General features: G+C 66.4%; 16 protein-coding genes. 1 reads left to right on the plus strand and 15 read right to left on the minus strand.

Annotation, left to right across the window (positions count from 1 at the left end; genetic code table 11):
• Positions 1 to 5 precede the first annotated feature (5 nt).
• The 15 genes from rpe to HGI30_RS12975 form a co-directional block, all read right to left on the minus strand.
• Positions 6 to 650 carry a ribulose-phosphate 3-epimerase gene (gene rpe, locus HGI30_RS12905; protein WP_168907929.1) on the minus strand — a complete coding sequence of 215 codons (645 nt, stop codon included), beginning with the start codon at positions 648 to 650 and terminating at the stop codon, positions 6 to 8.
• A 2-nt stretch (positions 651 to 652) separates the two neighbouring features.
• Positions 653 to 1,576: a ribosome small subunit-dependent GTPase A gene (gene rsgA, locus HGI30_RS12910; RefSeq protein WP_168907930.1), complete on the minus strand. Its 924-nt coding sequence runs from the start codon at positions 1,574 to 1,576 to the stop codon at positions 653 to 655.
• Positions 1,569 to 3,746, minus strand: coding sequence for a Stk1 family PASTA domain-containing Ser/Thr kinase (gene pknB / locus HGI30_RS12915; RefSeq protein WP_168907931.1), 2,178 nt, complete (start codon positions 3,744 to 3,746; stop codon positions 1,569 to 1,571). Before pknB ends, rsgA begins: the two co-directional genes overlap by 8 nt.
• Positions 3,747 to 3,756: 10 nt before the next feature.
• Positions 3,757 to 4,515: a Stp1/IreP family PP2C-type Ser/Thr phosphatase gene (locus tag HGI30_RS12920; protein ID WP_168907932.1), complete on the minus strand. Its 759-nt coding sequence runs from the start codon at positions 4,513 to 4,515 to the stop codon at positions 3,757 to 3,759.
• A gap of 12 nt (positions 4,516 to 4,527) precedes the next feature.
• Entirely contained in the window at positions 4,528 to 5,598 is a 1,071-nt protein-coding gene (gene rlmN / locus HGI30_RS12925; protein WP_206109920.1) for a dual-specificity RNA methyltransferase RlmN, read from the minus strand.
• 217 nt (positions 5,599 to 5,815) lie between these two features.
• Positions 5,816 to 7,651 (minus strand): LTA synthase family protein, encoded by a 1,836-nt coding sequence (locus HGI30_RS12930; RefSeq protein ID WP_168907934.1) that lies wholly within the window; start codon positions 7,649 to 7,651, stop codon positions 5,816 to 5,818.
• Between the two features lie 282 nt (positions 7,652 to 7,933).
• Positions 7,934 to 9,250, minus strand: coding sequence for a 16S rRNA (cytosine(967)-C(5))-methyltransferase RsmB (gene rsmB / locus HGI30_RS12935; protein ID WP_235680124.1), 1,317 nt, complete (start codon positions 9,248 to 9,250; stop codon positions 7,934 to 7,936).
• A gap of 82 nt (positions 9,251 to 9,332) precedes the next feature.
• On the minus strand, positions 9,333 to 10,340 hold the full coding sequence (gene fmt, locus HGI30_RS12940) for a methionyl-tRNA formyltransferase (RefSeq protein ID WP_206109921.1): 1,008 nt from the start codon (positions 10,338 to 10,340) through the stop codon (positions 9,333 to 9,335).
• 5 nt (positions 10,341 to 10,345) lie between these two features.
• Positions 10,346 to 10,834 (minus strand): peptide deformylase, encoded by a 489-nt coding sequence (gene def, locus HGI30_RS12945; RefSeq protein WP_168907936.1) that lies wholly within the window; start codon positions 10,832 to 10,834, stop codon positions 10,346 to 10,348.
• A gap of 33 nt (positions 10,835 to 10,867) precedes the next feature.
• Positions 10,868 to 13,471 carry a primosomal protein N' gene (priA, locus tag HGI30_RS12950; RefSeq protein ID WP_168907937.1) on the minus strand — a complete coding sequence of 868 codons (2,604 nt, stop codon included), beginning with the start codon at positions 13,469 to 13,471 and terminating at the stop codon, positions 10,868 to 10,870.
• Positions 13,468 to 14,682, minus strand: coding sequence for a bifunctional phosphopantothenoylcysteine decarboxylase/phosphopantothenate--cysteine ligase CoaBC (gene coaBC, locus HGI30_RS12955; protein ID WP_168907938.1), 1,215 nt, complete (start codon positions 14,680 to 14,682; stop codon positions 13,468 to 13,470). Before coaBC ends, priA begins: the two co-directional genes overlap by 4 nt.
• 149 nt (positions 14,683 to 14,831) lie before the next feature.
• Positions 14,832 to 15,035: a DNA-directed RNA polymerase subunit omega gene (gene rpoZ, locus HGI30_RS12960; protein ID WP_168907939.1), complete on the minus strand. Its 204-nt coding sequence runs from the start codon at positions 15,033 to 15,035 to the stop codon at positions 14,832 to 14,834.
• Between the two features lie 17 nt (positions 15,036 to 15,052).
• Positions 15,053 to 15,676, minus strand: coding sequence for a guanylate kinase (gene gmk / locus HGI30_RS12965; RefSeq protein ID WP_168907940.1), 624 nt, complete (start codon positions 15,674 to 15,676; stop codon positions 15,053 to 15,055).
• Between the two features lie 14 nt (positions 15,677 to 15,690).
• Complete coding sequence (gene remA / locus HGI30_RS12970; protein WP_006036475.1) at positions 15,691 to 15,951, minus strand: extracellular matrix/biofilm regulator RemA; 261 nt, start codon at positions 15,949 to 15,951, stop codon at positions 15,691 to 15,693.
• A 334-nt stretch (positions 15,952 to 16,285) separates the two neighbouring features.
• The gene (locus tag HGI30_RS12975; protein ID WP_168907941.1) at positions 16,286 to 17,368 is read right to left on the minus strand and encodes an ABC transporter substrate-binding protein; all 1,083 of its coding nucleotides are present in this window, start codon (positions 17,366 to 17,368) and stop codon (positions 16,286 to 16,288) included.
• 177 nt (positions 17,369 to 17,545) lie between these two features.
• On the opposite strand from HGI30_RS12975, the gene HGI30_RS12980 reads away from it, so the two are divergent.
• The gene (locus tag HGI30_RS12980; RefSeq protein WP_235680441.1) at positions 17,546 to 18,640 is read left to right on the plus strand and encodes a FecCD family ABC transporter permease; all 1,095 of its coding nucleotides are present in this window, start codon (positions 17,546 to 17,548) and stop codon (positions 18,638 to 18,640) included.
• Positions 18,641 to 18,642: the final 2 nt, after the last annotated feature.

Raw genomic sequence — 18,642 nt, forward strand, 5'->3', positions numbered from 1 at the left:
CGCGCCTACCTCAGCGCGGCGATCGCCGCCGCAGGCGAATCGTGGCCGAAGACGTAGCTGCCGGCGACGAGCACGTCCGCGCCGGCCTCCCGCACGAGCGCCGACGTCGACGGATTGATGCCTCCGTCGACCTGGACGGAGACGCCGCTCAGCCCGCGTTCATGCAGCCGCGAGCGCAGGTCGCGGAGCTTTTGCAGCGAATACGGAATGAACGACTGCCCGCCGAAGCCGGGGTTGACCGTCATCACGAGCACGAGGTCGACATCCTCCAGCACCGGCTCGAGCAGGCTGATCGGCGTCGCCGGATTGAGCGCGACACCGGCCGGCAGGCCGAGATCCTTGATCTGATGCAGCGTGCGGTGCAGATGCGTGCACGCTTCGAGGTGGACGGTGATGCGGTCCGCTCCGGCCGCCGCATAGTCCGCGATGCTGCGCTCCGGCTGCTCGATCATCAGATGCACGTCGAAGGGCAGCTTCGTCGCTCCGCGCACGGCGGAGATGATCGGAGGGCCGAACGTCAGGTTCGGGACGAACCGCCCGTCCATGACGTCGACATGGATCCAGTCGGCGCCGGCCTGCTCGATCGCGGCGATCTCGTCGCCGAGCTTGGCAAAATCAGCGGATAGAATCGAGGGTGCGATGATGGTCATGGTCAGTACCTCCGCTTTTTCTCTTTCATTTCGCCCAGGAACTGGACGTAGCTGTCATGGCGGCTCTGCGCCGCTTCGCCCGCCGCCAGCGCGGCCAGCACGGCGCAGCCCGGCTCATGCGTATGCGTGCAGCCCCGGAACTTGCAGCCGGCGGAAAGCGCCCGGAACTCGCGGTAGCCGTAGCCGAGGTCCTCGATGCCGAGCTCCTGAAAATCGAGCTGGCTGAATCCGGGCGTGTCGGCGACATGCCCCGTCCCGACGCGCACCAGCTCGACATGCCGGGTCGTATGCCGCCCTCGGCCGAGCCGGGCGCTGATCTCGCTCGTCTCCAGCTCCAGCCCCGGCAGCAGCGCGTTCAGCAGCGAGGACTTGCCGACGCCGGACTGTCCGGCGAACAGCGCCAGCCGGCCATCAAGCGTCTCGCGCAGCTCTTCGAGGCCGGAGCCCCGGCGCGAGCTCGTCCCGATGACGCGGTAGCCGATGCGTCCGTAGATCCGCTGCACCGTCTCCGCCGCCTCGATCGCCTCTTTGCGGCCCTCCTCCGACAAGTCCTGCTTGCTGAGGCAGAGCACCGCCTCCAGTCCCGCATGCTCGATATGGACGAGGAACTTATCCAGCAGCGTGAGGCTGAGCGAAGGCTCCGTGACCGAAAAGACCAGCACGGCCAGATCGGCGTTCGCGACCGGCGGCCGCACGAGCTCCGTCGACCGCGAATGGATGGCCTCGACCGTGCCCTCGCCCGTGCCGCTGACGCTGAAATCGACGCGGTCGCCGACGAGCGGCGACTCGCCGCGCTTCTTGAAGATGCCGCGCGCGCGGCATTGGATCGGCTGCTCCGAGCCGCCGTCCTCGGCCACGTAATAATAGCCGCTCAGAGCCTTGACGATGAGTCCTTGGCCCTCGCGGGCCGAGCCGTCCTTAGTCATCGTCGCCCTCCCTGCCGTCTTCCGATCCGAAGGCGGTCTCCTGTCCCTCGTCCGGTCCGCCGGGGCCGGCGGCTGCGTTCGGATCGCCCGTCGGACTGCTCTCCGGCGGCGCGGTTGGCGAAGGACTCGGCTCGGTCCCCGGCACGGTCGTCGGACCGCTGTCGGCGCCGCTCTTGGCTTCGTCATAAGTGCGGGAGAACGTGTCGGCGAGCTGGCCGTCGCGGTAGACGCTGACGAACGCCTCCGTATTCGGCGCGAGCACGACCTTCACCGGGAAGCTGCGCGTATCCTTGATCGCGCGCTTGTGGGCTTCGATGTCCTTGCCGGTGGCGTCGGTGTAGACGATGCGGATCTCGCTCGCCCGGCCGGCACGCGCCGGAGAGATCAGCAGGTCGAACGTGTACTCCAGCGCGTCTCTCGGCAGGCCCGAGCTGACCGTGATGGACACCTGCTCGCCCTTGCGGGCCGGGCTTCCGGCATCGTAAGGGAATTGCGAGAGCACTTCGCCTTCCGGCTTGTAGCTGCCTTCCTTGACGATATTGTCCTCCCGCAGCTGCAAGCCCGCTTCCTCGATGAGCTTGCGGGCCTCCTCGACCGTCTTGCCGACGAGATCCGGCATCTTCACCGTCTCCGGACCTTTGCTGACGGTCAGCGTCACCGTGTCGACCAGCGGGTCAAGCTGGCTGTCCGCGCCCGGCTCCTGGCTCAGCACGACGCCCGGCTCCGCCGCATCGTCGGCGATCTCGTTCAGGCGGATCGATCCTTCCGGGAAGCCGAGCGCCCGGAGCGCGGCGACGACGTCGGCCGCCTTTTGCCCCCGGTAGTCCGCGATCGGCTTGAGCTCGGGGCCGTCGCTGATCGACAGCCTGACCCGCGAGCCGGTCTTGACGCGCATGTTGGACTTGGATTGAGCGAACACCTGGTCCTTCGGCACGTCCGGCTTGAACGCCCGGATGGACGGCTCCTCCAGCAGCAGCCCTTTCGCCTCCAGGGCGGCTTTGGCATCCGTCTCGGTCATGCCGACGACGTACGGCACGTCGACCTCCGCGACGTCGAGCGACCCGGACACGAGCCGGAAGACGCCATAGACGGCGGCCAGCACGGCCAGCGTGGAGAGCACGATGACGAGCGGCTTCACCCAGCCTCGCCGGCGCTCCGGCTCCTCGTCCGCCTCTTCCTCGTCGACGGCCTCCTGCCGCGCGGTCGCATGGCCGTCCTCCAGCGGGGAGGACGGCGGCACGACGCCGGGCTGGCCCGTCTCCTTGAGCTCGCGGCCGGGCCGGATGGCCGGCATGACGCGCGTCTCGTCGAAGTCGCCGCCGCCGAACTGCAGCTTCGGCTCATTGCGGCGGGACGGCGACAGCGCCGTCTCCAGATCCTCCAGCATCTCGCCCGCGGAGCGGTAGCGCTCGGACGGGTTTTTGCGCAGCGCCTTGATGATGACGTTCTCGACGCTCTGCGGCACGAGCGGATTGACGGTGCGCGGGTCCTCCAGCGGCTCTTGAAGATGCTTGAGCGCGACGCTGATCGGGCTCTCTCCGAGGAAGGGCAGCTTGCCCGTCACCATCTGGTAAAGCACGATGCCGAGCGAGTAGATGTCGGACTTCTCGCCGGCGCTGACGCCCTTGGCGTGCTCCGGGGAGAAGTAGTGCACCGAACCGATGACAGAGCCCGCCTGGGTGATCGTCGACGAGGTGACGGCGCGCGCGATGCCGAAATCCGTCACCTTCACCCGCCCGTTCTTGCCGATCAGAATGTTGTGCGGCTTGATGTCCCGGTGGATGATGTGGTTCTGATGGGCATGGTCGAGCGCGTCGGCGATCTGCGCCGCGATGCGCACCGCCTCGTCCGCCTGGAGCGGCGCGCGCTCCTGGATGACCTCGTTGAGGTTCTGGCCGTCGACGCATTCCATGACGATATAGTGGATGTCTTCTTCCTGGCCGACATCGTAGATGCTGACGACATTCGGATGGGACAACGCCGCTGCCGATTGGGCTTCCCGACGGAAGCGCCGGATGAATTCCTCGTCGTGCACGTATTGCTGCCGCAGCACCTTGACCGCGACGTTGCGGCTGAGCAGCAGGTCATGGGCCTTGTACACGAGCGCCATGCCCCCGCCTCCGATGCGGGTCAGAATCTCGTAGCGGCCCCCTAGTTCTCTTCCGATCATGATGAAGTCCTCACTCCTCCCCGTCCGCTGCGGCGCCGGATTGCATCAGGACTACCGTGATATTGTCGTCTCCGCCCGCGGCAAGCGCCTGCGAGATCAGCCGATCCGCCTTGGCCTCGAGGCTCAGTCCGGCGTCTCCCGCGACCTGCAGCAGCTCCGTGTCGCCCAGCATGCCGCTCAGGCCGTCGCTGCACAGCAGCAGGATGTCTCCCGGCCGCCAGTCCAGCGCCTGCACGTCCAGCTCGACCTCCTCGTCGGTGCCGAGCGCCCGCGTGAGCACGTTGCGGCGCGGATGATGGGCGGCTTCCTCGAAGCTGATCTGGCCGGAGCGCACGAGCTCGTTGACGAGCGTATGGTCCTCGGTCAGCTGGGCGATGCCCTGCTCCGAGATGCGGTAGGCGCGGCTGTCGCCGATGTGGCCGAGAATCAGGCGGGTCTCCTCGACGAACAGGGCCGCGACGACCGTCGTGCCCATGTTGTGGTACTGCTCGTTGCGGGACGCCATGTCGTACACGACCTCGTTGGCGCGCCGGATCGCCTCCTGCAGCATGCGGCTCGCCTCGTCGGCGGACGCTTCGGCCGGAAGCGGCTCCATCGCCTCGCGGAAAGCGTCCACGGCGAGCTGGCTGGCGACGTCGCCGGCCTGATGGCCGCCCATGCCGTCGGCTACGATCGCGAGCGTCAGCCCCCCGGCCGTCACGCCCGCCCACGAACGATCCTCGTTGGCCATGCGGATGCGGCCGATATCACTGCGGTTCACTGTCAACATCCCGTCACCTCGTTACGTTAGTTCCATATGTTTCGCGCGAAGCTGCCCGCAGGCAGCGGCGATATCATGGCCCTGCTCGCGACGGATCGTCGCGTTGATGCCGTTTTTCTCGAGAATGCGCTGGAACTCGAAAATGTCCTCCCGAGGCGTGCGCACGTACTTGCGCTCCGGCACATGGTTGACCGGAATGAGGTTGACGTGGCAAAGCATGCCCTGCAGCACCTCGGCCAGCTCCTGCGCATGCTCGGGACGATCGTTCGTGCCGCCGATGAGCGCGTACTCGAACGTGATCCGGCGCCCCGTCTTGGCGATGTAGCTGCGGCAGGCGTCGATGACCTCCTGGAACGGATAGCGGCGATTGACCGGCATCAGCTTGGAGCGCAGCTCGTCGTTCGGGGCATGGATCGAGATCGCGAGGTTGATCTGGGTGTTCTCCTCCGTGAACTTGTACATGCTCGGCACGATGCCGCTCGTGGAGACGGTGATGTGGCGCTGGCCGATGTTGAGCCCCTTGGGATGGATCATCATGCGCAGGAACGCCATCGTCGCCTCGTAGTTCTCGAACGGCTCGCCGGAGCCCATGATGACGATGCTCGATACGCGCTGATCCTCCGGATCGAGCATCTGCTGCGCCTTGACGACCTGCGCGACGATCTCGCCCGAGGTGAGGTTGCGCTTGAGGCCGCCGAGCGTGGAGGCGCAGAACGTGCAGCCGATCCGGCAGCCGACCTGCGTCGTGACGCAGACGCTGTTGCCGTAGTTGTGGCGCATGATGACCGTCTCGATCGCATGGTTGTCATGCAGGCCGAACAGGAACTTGACGGTGCCGTCCTTGGATTCGAAGCGCGTGATCTCGCTGAGCGTGATGAATTGGAACGAGGCGGCCAGCTTGTCCCGCAGCGGCTTGGGCAGGTTCGTCATCTCGTCGAACGAGGAGACGCGCTTGACATAGAGCCAGTCGAACAGCTGGCCGGCGCGGAACGCGGGTTCTTCTTGCTCCTTCATCCAGTCCTGCAGCTGCTCCAGGGAATAGTCATATATAAACGGCGTGTCCACGATATAAGGCTGATCGAATGCTTTCATTTTTACGAATTCAACTCGTTTCATCGTTCTTGGAGCGCAGCCGGGCGTGCCGGCTCAGGGCGCTCGTCGCTCTAGTTTACCACAAACGTCCATTCCAAGACTACAGCCGGCCTCGCAGCCGCCTGCCGCCGGCGCAGGGGCAAGAAAAAAAGGCCGGCTCCAGGCGGCGCGGCAAAACAGGAAAGGACGGAGCGGCCGCTCCGTCCTTGTTCCAGCCTCAGGCTCCTGTCCCGAACAGCAGCTCCTTGGCGTAGCCCTGACCTTCCATCAGATCGAACTGGATCATCCGGTAGTCGTCCAGCAGGCGCTGCTGCTCCTCCGTCAGCGCCTGCTTGTCCAGCTCGGCGCCGCCGGCGCCGAGCGTGACTTTTTTGCCGAGGCCGGGCAGCTGCCGGCGGACCGCTTCGAGCAGCTTGTAGAACGCCGGCTGCTCCATGCCCGCATAGCGCAGCGCAAGCGGCCCGGCGAACGAAGGGCTGATCGTGCCGAGAGGCTCGCGGCCGAGCTCGTAATTCGCCAGCAGCAGCAGCGGCGTTTCATGGCGCAGCCGCTCGTCGGTCCAGCCGGCATCCTCGTAGATCTTGGCCGGCAGTCCTGGCAGATGGTCGCCCCAGAGCACGACGAGCGTCGGCCGCTCGAGCTTCTGGATCGACTCGTTCAAGTATCGGAGCGCGCCGTCGGTATGCTTGATGCCTTCCACATAGGTCTCCAGCTGGTCCTGAAGCGCCGGATCGACGCCCTTGGCCTCGATCGTGTTGCCGCCGTGGATGGCCTTGTTCGTGTACGGGTAGTGGTTCTGCATCGTAACCAGATGCAGGAACAGCGGCCTGCCTTCCGCCTGCTCCAGCTCCTGCACCGCCTCCTTCATCGCCGCCATGTCGGACAGATAGCTGCGCGAGCCGAGCCACTCCCGGTTTTTCATGTCGTCCTGCCCGATGAAGCGCTCGAAGCCGAGCATCGGATACACCTGGTTGCGGCTGTAGAACGTCTTGTCGTACGGATGCAGGGCGAGCGCGTCGTAGCCTCTTCCTTTGAGGATGCTGACGATCGAAGGCATGTCCGTCTGCTTGGTGAGGTTCTGCTGGAAAGGCACCGAGCCGTCATGGAGCAGCGACATCGACAGCCCCGTCAGCGCCTCGAACTCGACGTTGGCCGTGCTGCCGCCGAATTCGGGGGAGAGCACGTAGCCCGCAGGCCGGGTCTGCTGCGCGCCATGCACGAACGGAACCGGGTCCTCGGCGAGCGAGTACTTCGTCATCCGCGTCGGGTCGAAGAACGCCTCGTTCATGACGAACACGATGTTCGGCGGCTCGGAAGGCGAAGCCGAGGGCGGAGCGTCCGGCAGCGAGCCGTAGCGTTTCGCGATGTCTTCCACGGCTTCTCTCCCGTAGCCCTCCGGCTCGTCGAGCAGCGCCTGGTTCAGGTTCGAGGCGAAGGCCAGCACGAAGCCGTTGTAGCGGTAGTTCGCCTTTTGGTCCCAGAAGATGTTCTGGTAGCTGAGCTTGTCGAGCAGCGCCGGATACTTGCCGCCCGCGGTCTGGACGAACAGCGCCACCGCCGTAATCGACGCCGCGGCGAGCGCGACGCGCAGCGCGAGCGGAAACCGCAGCTTCGGGAGCTTGAAGATCATCCAGCCGAGCCCGGCCAGCACGAGCGCGGTGAGGACGAGCACGACGGGCGAGAACAGGCCGCCGGCCATCGAGGCCATCTCGGACATGTTCTTGAGCTGCAGCAGGTCCCATGGGAACAGCGGCTCTCCGGTCGCTTTCATCTTTTCGAATATGGCCAGACCGGTCAGCGCGGCGACGATGCCGACGAGCAGCGAGCCTCCGTACACGTTGCGGAACAAGGCCGCCGCGCCGCAGAGCAGGGAGAAGAAAAAGGCGCTGCCCCAGAAGAACATCGGCAGCTGCCCCGCCGTCCAGTCCCATGCCGCTCCGGCATCGAAGCCGAGCGCGGAGGCTTGAATGTAGAAATGAAGGATCATGCCGAAAGCGTAAAGGCCCAGCAGCGTCGTCAAATGACGGGCGCCGGGACGGAACCTGCTCATCATGCGCATCTACTCCTGTAAGCGTTGTTGGCGAGCTGTCATTTACAATAGTTTAATCTAATCGGCGGAAGGACGCCAATGAAAAAGAGCTCATCGAAGCTCGGGCGGGCGGCGTGAGACCGCTAGCGGCCGGCCTCGGTCCGGCAGCGGCACGGACACGAGCGGGCGCGAACGGGCAAGATCCTCGACGCGCAGAAACGCGCGCCGAGACCGGTCCCGCGGTCGCAAAACCAAAAAAATCCCGCCTCCGAATTGCTCGGAAGCGGGATTCGAAGCCAGGAACCTTCAGGTGGCCCGGCGCAGTCGCGCGATATAAAAGCCGTCGCTGCCGAAATGATGCGGCAGCAGCTGCAGCGAGCCGTCGAAGGCGTCTGGTGCGGCATCGCCCACTCCAGCCGCGCGCAGCGGCGCGAGCACGGATTCCGGCCAGCCGGCCGGATCGAGCGCGAATGCCGGATGGCGCTCCAAAAAGGAGGCGATCTGCGCCGAGTTCTCCTCGACGGCGATCGTGCAGGTGCTGTACAGCAGCGTGCCGCCCGGCTTGACCAGCCCGGCCGCCGCGTCGAGCAGGCGCTCCTGCAAGGCGGCGATGGCGTCGATGTCCGCCGGAGACTTGGTCCATTTGATCTCCGGCTTGCGGCGGATGACGCCGAGGCCGGAGCAAGGCGCATCCAGCAGCACGAGGTCGAACGAGGCCGGAGCGAAATGCTCCGGCAGCTCCGCCGCGTCGCCGGCGACGGCCTGGATCAGGTCGAGGCCGAGGCGGGCGGCCTGGCTTTCGACCAGCGCCTTTTTATGCGGATGCAGGTCATTGGCGACGACTTCGCCGCGTCCGTCCATCAGCTCGCCCAGATGCGCCGACTTGCCGCCCGGAGCGGCGCAGCAGTCGAGCACGCGGAAGCCGGCCTGCGGCGCGGCCGCAGCGGCGACGATCATGGAGCTCTCGTCCTGGATGGACCAGAGTCCTTCCGTGTAGCCGTCGGTGCCGGCCAGGTTGCCGCCGCGGTCGACGACGACGCCGGCCCACGGCGCGGCGACGGACCGTCGGGCGTCGAGCCCGGACTGACGCAGGCGCTCGAGCGCCTGCTCCGGCGTCAGCCGCAGCCGGTTGACGCGCAGGCTCCCATGCGGCGTTTCGTTGCCGGCGCGCAGCATCGCCTCGGCCGTCTCCTCCCCGTACTCCGCGATCCAGCGGCCCGCGAGCCACTCCGGATAGGAGTGTCGCAGCGACAGCCGCGTCGCGGCATCCGCCTCGGAGGCGAATTCCTCCGCCCGCAGCTCCGGCAGGCGCCGCACGGCGCTGCGCAGCACGGCGTTCAGCATGCCCGCGATGCCGGCATGTCCGCGGCGCCGGCCGATCTCGACCGCCTCGTTGACCGCCGCATGAGGCGGCACGCGGTCGAGGTAGACGAGCTGGTACAAGCTCATCCGCAGCAGCGAGAGCACCCACGGCTCCAGCTTGGCGAAGCCCTTGGCGACGAGCTGGCGCAGCCAGTGGTCCAGCGTCAGCTGCCGCTGCAGCGTGCCGTAGACGAGCTCGGTCGCGAGCCCGGCATCGGCGCGCGACAGCTCGGCCTCCTGCAGCGCGTGATGCAGCTGCAAGTTGCTGTACGCGCCGCAGCGCCTGCGGCGCCGGCTTGGCCCGGCGCCGCGCCTCGGCGGCGGCCGCCTTGCGGGCCGCCGCTCATCGGCCGCCGCCTTCGCCGGCGGCCGCGTCTGCCGCGCCCGGCTCCGCTGCGGGCGCGCCGAGCACGGTGCCCGCAGCGAGCCGGGCACCCTTGAGCCATTCGGCCGCAGGCATCGCCCGCTTGCCGGCCGGCTGAATCTCCGTCAGCCGCAGCACGCCGCTGCCGGTCATGACGCGGATGCCGTCCGCTCCGGCATCCAGCACCTCTCCCGGCGCCGCGCCTGCCGGCCCGGGCTTGTCCTCGGGCGCGCAGGCGCGCACCTTGAACGGCTCGCCGCCGAGCAGGGTGAAGCCGCCGGCCATCGGCGACAGGCCGCGCACCTGGCGCCACAGCTCGCGCGCGCCGCGCGTCCAGTCAAGCCGCTCGTCCTCGCGCGTCAGGTTCGGCGCGTAGGTCGCTTGCGAGTCCTCCTGAGGCACGCGCGGAGCGCGCCCCGCCAGCAGATCCGGCAGCGTCTCGGCGAGCAGGCGCGCGCCCGCCTCGCTCAGCTTGGCGAACATCGTGCCGGAGTCGTCGGCGTCCAGGATCGGCACCTCGACGCGGCTGATCATGTCGCCCGTGTCGAGCCCTTCGGCCATGTACATGATCGTCACGCCCGTCTTGTCCTCGCCGTTCATGATCGAGCGCTGGATCGGCGCGCCGCCCCGGTACTCCGGCAGCAGCGAGCCGTGCACGTTGATGCAGCCCAGTCGCGGCATCTCCAGCACCGACAGCGGCAGGATCTGGCCATAGGCCGCCGTCACGATCAGCTCCGGCCCGAGCCGCCTCAGCTCCTCGACCGCCTCCGGACGGCGCAGCCGCTCCGGCTGCAGCACCGGCAGCCCGTACTCCAGCGCAGCGGCCTTGACCGGCGTCGGCGCGAGCTCCTTCTTGCGTCCCTTCGGACGGTCGGGCTGGGAGACGACGCCCACGACCTCGACGCCGAGAGCCGCCGCCTCCTCGCCCATCAGCCAGCGCAGGGAAGGCACGGCGAAATCCGGCGTGCCCATGAATACGATGCGCATCGGCCTCACTCCCCGTTCTCGCGGCGGTCGCGCGCAGAGCCGTCGTAGAGCTCTTCCGCAAGGTCGATGAACAGGATGCCGTTCAGATGGTCCACCTCGTGCTGGAACGCGCGCGCGAGGAAGCCTTCCGCCTCCAGCTCGAACGTCTCGCCGTCTCGGTTCTGGCCGCGCACGCGGATTTTGTTCGCCCGGCGGACATCGCCGTTCACATTCTGGATGCTCAAGCAGCCCTCGGGACCGAACTGCTCGCCCTCGCGCTCCAGAATTTCCGGATTCACCATTTCGATCAGCCCGTTGTCGTCTCCGACATCCACGACGATGACGCGCTTGGAAATGCCGATCTGCGGCGCCGCGAGGCCGACGCCTTCCGCGTCGTACATCGTCTCGGCCATATTGGTCAGCAGCTTGTGCAGGTTGGAATTGAATTTCGTGACTTCCTTGGCGACCTCGCGCAGGACGGGGTCTGGATTTTGAACGATAAGACGGATTGCCATGAGTCATGCACCTTCCTTGAATGAAATCGTAGGCTATAGGATCATATGCGGATCGACATCGACGCTGAACAGCACGCCGCTGCGCGGCGCCTCGGCCTCGGTCTGCCGGATCGCCTCCGAGACGAGCTCGGCGGCCGGTACGGCTCCGCGGTATTTAATCATGCACTGGAACCGGTAGCGGTCCTTGATGCGGGAGATCGGCGACGCGACCGGCCCGAGCAGCTCCAGCGCCCGCGCGCCGCTGCCGTGCAGCGGCTGCAGCACGCCGCGCTGGCCGGCCAGCTCGATCAGCCGGCGGGCGAAGCGGTCGCTCGTCGCCGACAGGCTCGCCAGCTGCTCATGCGACATCGTCACGAGGATGAGCCGGCAGAACGGCGGATAGCCCATCATCCGGCGATGCTTCATCTCCTCGGCGACGAACCCCTCGTAGTCATGCTTCTGCGAAGCGATGATCGCGTCATGCTCCGGATTGTACGTCTGGATGATGACCTCGCCCGGCAGATGGTGGCGCCCCGCGCGCCCGGCCACCTGCGTCAGCAGCTGGAACGTCCGCTCCCCCGCCCGGAAGTCGGGCAAGTTGAGCGACGTATCGGCCGCGATGACGCCGACGAGCGTCACATAAGGGAAGTCGAGCCCTTTGGCGACCATCTGCGTGCCGAGCAGCACGTCGGCCTTGCGCTCGCCGAACAGCTTGAGCCACTTCTCATGCGCGTTCTTCTCCGTCGTCGTGTCCACGTCCATGCGGATGACGCGGATGCCGGGAAACAGCTTGGCCAGCTCTTCTTCGACCTTCTGCGTGCCGGCGCCGAAATAGCGGATCTGCTCGCTCTCGCAGGACGGGCAGGCGCGCGGAGCCAGCTCCGCATGGCCGCAGTAATGGCAGCGCATCGCCCGCGTCTTCTGGTGGTAGGTGAGCGAGATGTCGCAGTGCGGGCACAGCGCCGTGTAGCCGCAGGAGCGGCAGATGACGAATGTCGAATAGCCGCGCCGGTTGAGCAGCAGCACCGACTGCTCGCCGCGCTCGAGCCGCGCCTGCAGCGCCTCGTGCAGCGCCCGGCTGAACATGGAGCGGTTGCCGCTCCTCAGCTCCTCCCTCATGTCCGTCACGGTCACCGGCGGCAGGACGCTCGCCACGGCCCGCTCGGACAAGCGCAGCAGCGCGCCTCCCGCGCCGTCCCGCGCCGCGGCCGCATAGGTTTCCAGAGACGGCGTCGCCGATCCGAGCACGACGACGGCGCCGTGCTGGCGGGCTCGCTGCACGGCGACGTCCCGGGCATGGTACTTGGGCGTCTCCTCCTGCTTGTAGCTCGACTCATGCTCCTCGTCGATCACGATGAGGCCGAGCCGGGCGAAAGGCGCGAACACCGCGGAGCGCGCTCCGATCGCGACCTTGGCGCCGCCGCGACGGATGCGGCGCCACTCGTCGTACCGCTCGCCGCTCGAGAGGCGGCTGTGCAGGACGGCCACCTCGTCGCCGAAGCGGCCCTTGAAGCGCTCCACCATCTGCGGCGTCAGGGAAATCTCGGGCACGAGCACGATCGCCTCGCGGCCGAGCTCGAGCGCGCGCTGGATGGACTGCATGTAGACCTCGGTCTTGCCGCTCCCCGTCACCCCGTGCAGCAGGAACGTGGCCGGAGCCGCCCGCTCCACCGCGTCCCGGATGCGTACGAACACCTCGCGCTGCGCATCCGTCAGCGGCAGCGGAGCGGAGCGGCGGAACTCTCGGCCCGCATAGGGATCGCGCTGCTGCTCCGCCTCCTCGATGAGGATATAGCCCTTCTCCGCGAGCGCCTTGGCCGACGAGGCGTTCGCCCCGGTGTCGGCCAGCATCGCCTGCAGCGTGACCGGGCCTTCGAGCTCCAGCACATACTGCAGCAGCTCCTTCTGCCGCTTGGCCGTGCCGGGCAGCGCCTCCAGCGCCGCCTGCGCCGCTTCGCGGTCGAGCGGCGGATAGACGGTAAGCTGCATGCGCACGCCGATGCGGTCGCGGATCGAGGTCTCTTCGATCAGCACGCCTTGCGCGAGCGCGCGCTTGATCGCGCCGCCCGCCTCCGGCCACCGCTCCCGCACCGCTTCGAGCTTCAGGCTGCCTTGGCGGCGAAGCTCCCGGACAAGCTCCTGCGGAAGCGTCTCGTCAGGCAGCTCCTGCCCATCCTCCTCCGGCATGGCCCAAAACGCGGCCGATGCCATGTACGGGTTCTCGACATCAACCTGCCCGGCATCCGTCCGGGACGCCCCCGACTCGGCGGCCGCCTCGTCCGGCAGCTCCGCCTCGCCCAGCCGCAGATGCCGCTCCGCCTTGCCTTTGATCGCGGACGGCACCATCGCCTGCAGCGCCGCCGTCCACGTGCAGCAATATTTCACGCTGATCCAGCGCGCCAGCTCCACGAGATCGGGCAGCAGCGGCGGCAGCGGATCGAGCAGCTCGGCGATCGGCTTGAGCTTGGCCGGACCTTCGGCCGGCGGCTCGTCCGCCAGGCTCACGACGAATCCCTGGAGCGTGCGGCCGGCGAACGGCACGCCGACGCGGCTGCCGAGCTCGATCCACGCCCGCATGTCCGCCGGCACCGCGTAGCTGAACGGCCGGTCCGTGCTGCGGCTCGGGACGTCGACGATGACGCCGGCGACGCGGCTCAACGCGCTTCCTCCCGCGCTCCTCCGAGCCGCGCGGCGACCAGCTCGAGCACGCGCTCCGCCGTCTCCCGCTTGCCGAGCACCGGCAGCGAGAGCGCAGGCCCCGCCGCGTCGAACACCTGCACCGCATTCGTATCCCCGCCGAAGCCGGCGCCTTCCATCGTCACGTCGTTGGCGACGATCAGATCGCAGTTCTTGCGGCGCAGCTTGTCCATCGCATGCTCCGCCAGCCGTTCGGTCTCCGCCGCGAAGCCGACGAGGAACTGGCCGCTCTTGCGGCGGCCGAGCTCCGCCAGGATGTCCGTCGTCTTTTCCAGCTCCAAGGTGAGCGTGGCGGCCGACTTCTTGAGCTTGGAAGCATGCCGCTCCACCGGCCGGTAGTCGGCGACGGCGGCGGCCTTGACGACGATGTCCGCCTCCGCATAGCGGGACAGCACCGCCTCCAACATCTGCTCCGCCGACTCCACGCGCACGAGCTCCACGCCGCCCGGCGCCGGCACGTCCGTGCGGGCGGCGACGACCGTCACCTCGGCGCCCATGTCGCGGGCCGCCTCCGCGATCGCGAAGCCCATCTTGCCGGAGGAGTCGTTGGTCAAATAGCGCACGGGATCGAAGCGCTCCACCGTGCCGCCGGCCGTGACGAGCAGCCGCTTGCCGGCCAGCAGCGTCCGCGAGGCGAAAAACCGCTCCGCCGCGAGCACGATGTCTTCCGGCTCGGCGAGCCGGCCCTTGGCGACGTAGCCGCAGGCGAGCTGCCCTGTCCCCGGATCGATGAAGCGCACGCCGCGCCGGCCGAGCGTCTCCATGTTGGCGACCGTGGCCGGATGCTCGTACATGTGCACGTTCATCGCCGGCGCGGCGATGATCGGAGCCGTCGCCGCGAGCAGCGTCGTCGACAGCATGTCGTCGGCGAGTCCCGCGGCCAACTTGGCCAGCGAATTCGCCGTCGCCGGCGCGATCAGGATGAGGTCGGCGCGGTCCGCGAGATCGATATGCGTGACGGCCCCGGGGTTCTGCTCGTCAAAGGTATCGAGATGCACCGGATGGCGCGAAAGCGTCTGCAGCGTGAGCGGAGCGATGAAGCGGACCGCCGATTCCGTCATGATGACATGGACTTCGGCGCCCTTCTGCACGAGCTTGCTGCACAAGATGGCCGCCTTGTAGGCGGCGATTCCGCCCGTGACGCCGAGTAGGATCGTTTTGCCGCGTAGCATGGCCGCAGCTCCTTTCTGCTCGTTGCTTTTTTTGCCTGACGATAAAAAAATAACAACCGCAAGGGTTGTTAATTCATGCGCTATGCGGCTGCAGGCTCCGCCGGGCCGGAAGCCAGGCGGACCGATCCGAAAAGCCGAAAAGTCCTGGGCTAGTCCTCGTTGCGCTGCTCGACCTGCAGAAGGTCATGGTAGATTTCTTCGAGCGCGACGCCGACCTGCTTATGGGACCTGGCCCCTTTGAGCTCGCTCTTCTCTCCCTCGCGCAGGGAACGCGCGCGGCGGCTCGCCGCTACGACGAGGGAATACTTGCTGTCGACCTTGGTCATCATTTCATCAATAGATGGATACAACATCGTTCGAATCACTCCGTTCAGGCTTTTTCGGATGCGGCGGTTTTCACGGCCTCCGGCAGATTGGCGAGGAAGCGCTCCTTGCGGCAGTGCTCGGCCGTGACGATGCTCTGGATGCGATGGCAAGCGGCCTCGATCTCGTCGTTGACGACCGCATAGTCATAATAGCGGATAAGGCCGATCTCCTCGGCGGCGACCGACATGCGCGAGTCGATCACGTCCTGGCTCTCGGTGCCGCGCCCGACGATGCGCTGCTTGAGCACGTCGAGCGATGGCGGCATCAAGAAGATGAAGACGCCTTGCGGAAACGTCTCCTTGACCTTGAGCGCGCCCTGCACCTCGATCTCGAGAATGATGTCCTTGCCGCTGTTGATCGTCTGCTCCACGAAATCGCGCGGCGTGCCGTAGTAATTGTCCACGTACTCCGCGTATTCCAGCATGGCTCCGCGCGCGATCAGCTCCTGGAACTGGTCGCGCGACTTGAAGAAATAGTTGATGCCGTCCGTCTCGCCCTGGCGCGGCTGGCGCGTCGTGGCCGAGACGGAGTAGACGAGCTCCGGCATCTTGTGGCGGAGCACCGAGCAGACCGTGCCCTTGCCGACTCCCGAAGGGCCGGACAATACAATCAATAATCCCTTATTCATAGTACTCCCCGCTATTATTCGTCGTGATCGTCGTCCTTGGCGGACAGACGGTGCGCGACGGTCTCCGGCTGGACCGCCGACAGGATGACATGATCGCTGTCCGTGATGATGACTGCGCGCGTGCGCCTGCCGTACGTCGCGTCGATCAGCATGTGGCGGTCGCGCGCCTCCTGGATGATCCGCTTGATCGGCGCCGATTCCGGGCTGACGATCGAGATGATCCGGTTCGCCGATACGATGTTCCCGAAGCCGATGTTGATGAGCTTGATAGCCATGTCAGGTTCTCCCTCCGGACGATATGGAACAGGATCGGACGCCTGTCTCCGGGTCCTTCCTCTGGCAATGGGCAGAACCATTGCAATTAGTGTTGACACAAACTCCGCGGCCCAAACTCCGGCCGCCGCTCGCGGCAGCCCGCTCCCGCTTGCCCTGTCCGCTCCGGCAGCGGCCGGGCGGGCATTCGTGTCCTTATTCTAATCGATAATCGGCCCGCGAACAAGGCACAATGCGAAAACAGGAGCGAAAGGGCGATTCGCTCCTGTTTTCGGCCATCGGCCGGAACAGCGAAAAGCTCCCTCCCGCATAGGGAGAGAGCTTTTTCGGATCACGCTAGCCTTGCGGATGAAGCTCCTGGCCCAGCTTGTCGAGCGAGGCGAAAATCTGGTCGCCGTAGCCCCAGTACGCATTGAAATCAATGAAATGGACCCGCTTGTTCTTGATGGCGGAGATATCCTTGAGCGCCTCGTTGGCATAGAACGATTCGAGCGTCTTCTCCTGGGCCGGCGATCCCGTATAGATCGTCACGAGCAATACGTCCGGATTCAACGCGACGAGCTGCTCGACGCTGGCTTCGTCCGAAGGCATGTCGGCAAAGCCGTTCTTCAGCTTGAGCAGGCTCAGCGCGTCGGCCTGGAACGTATCGGCGATGCCGCTGTACGGAGCGATCGCGCCTTCTCCCGGATCGGAGACGAAGGCGAACGTCAGCTCGTCCTGCGCGGCATAGGCCTGCTTGAGCGACTCCGCATGGGCCTTCAGCTTATCCACATGCGCGGCCGCGCGCTCCTGGACATCGAAAATCTGCCCGATCTTGTCGACGTCGTCATAGAGGCTGTCCAGCGTCGCGCCCTTGATGCTTGTCGTGTTCACGAACGTGCGGATGCCGAGCTCGTTGAGTCCGTCCACCGTGCCCACGCCCCAGTCCGCATCCGCGAACAGGCCGCCGCGGCCCATCACGAGGTCCGGGTCGGTCGCCACGACCGGCTCCTTGCTTACATAATCCTTGGACAGCACCGGCACCTTGGCGAACGCCTCCGCCACCTCCGGATCGAGCTCCCCGTACAGGGCCGCTACGCCGACCAGCTTGTCCGCCAGCCCCAGCTTGATCATAAGCTCGGCGATCGGCTGCGTATTCACGACGACGCGTTCCGGCGCCTTGTCGAACGTCTGGTCCTTGGCTTCCCACTCTCCGCCTTCCGCTTTCAGCGTGAAGTTCTGGATCGTCAGCGGGTAGGCTGTCTTGGCGGCCGTCGGCGCGGGAGACGCGGAGGCGGCGGGCGGAGCCATGGATGGCGACGGCGAGGCGGATGAGGTGGGAGCGTCGCCTCCGTTCGCCGAGCAGGCGGAGAGCAGCAGCGTCGCCAGCAGGATGGAACCGGCTTTGAAGCGGGCGGAAATGGATGAGGCAGCGTTCATGGATAGACCCCTTTTGCAAGAATTTTATTGAGAATGATTATCATTTTTACTCCGCGAGAGTACCGTTGTCAACTGTTTTTTCTTTTGTTGACAACGATAATCGTTCTCATTTACTCTCGAAAGAGAAGCGCTTTTCGCGCCCCACTGCTTCAAGAGAAAGGATCGATCCGCTTGTCCCTGCCTTCTGCCGTTCCCAAACGCCGTTTTGCCGCCTTGCCGTCCGGCAAGGCCGGCTTCGCCCTGCTGCAGCTGCTGCTCGCCGGCTTCACGCTGCTGTCCGTCGGCATCGCCGTCTCGCTCGGACAGGTCGACGTCCCGCTCGGCCAGTCATTCCAAATTCTCGCCCACCGCTTGACCGGCCTCACCTTCGGCGATTCCGCCGACATCCTGAGCGGGCCGAACGCCAACATCATCTGGACGATCCGCTTCCCCCGCGTGCTGCTCGCCCTCCTCGTCGGGGCAGGACTCAGCCTGTGCGGCACGATCATGCAGGCGTCCGTCCAGAATCCGCTCGCCGATCCGTACATTCTCGGCATATCGTCAGGCGCTTCGCTCGGCGCCACGTTCTCCATCATGATCGGATTCGGTGCCGGAGGCGTGCTCGGCCAGCTCGGCCTCGCGTTCTGGGCGTTCGCCGGCGCCGTCGGCGCTTCCGTCCTCGTGCTCGCCCTGTCCGGCATCGGCAGCCGCATGACCTCCGCCAAGCTCGTCCTGTCGGGCATGGTCATCCACGCGCTCTGCACGGCATTCGCCAATTCCATCATCTACTTCGCCAACAACACGGAGGGCATCCGCACCGTCACGTTCTGGACGATGGGCAGCCTCGCAGCGGCCAAGTGGGACCGCCTCCCGCTCGTCGCGGCGGCGGTCGTGCTGGCGGCGCTGTTCTTCCTGCTGCAGTCGCGCATCCTCAATACGATGCTGCTCGGCGAGGAGGCCGCGGTCACGCTCGGCGTCAACCTCAACCGGCATCGCCGCTTCTATTTGATCGCGACCGCTCTGCTCACCGGCGTCCTCGTCTCCAGCTGCGGCATGATCGGCTTCGTCGGCCTGATTATTCCCCACATGGTCCGGGCCGGCGTCGGCTCGGACCACCGCCGGCTGCTGCCGCTGTCGATCTGGGCGGGCGGACTGTTCCTCATCTGGACCGACATCATCGCCCGCACCGCGATTCCGAAGGTCGAGCTGCCGATCGGCATCATCACGGCGCTGATCGGCGCCCCGCTTTTCATGTACATGCTCCTTAAAAAAGGCTACGAGTTCGGAGGGTAATG

Origin of the sequence: Paenibacillus albicereus (assembly GCF_012676905.1) — a bacterium.
In the GTDB taxonomy this organism is placed as follows: domain Bacteria; phylum Bacillota; class Bacilli; order Paenibacillales; family Paenibacillaceae; genus Paenibacillus_O; species Paenibacillus_O albicereus.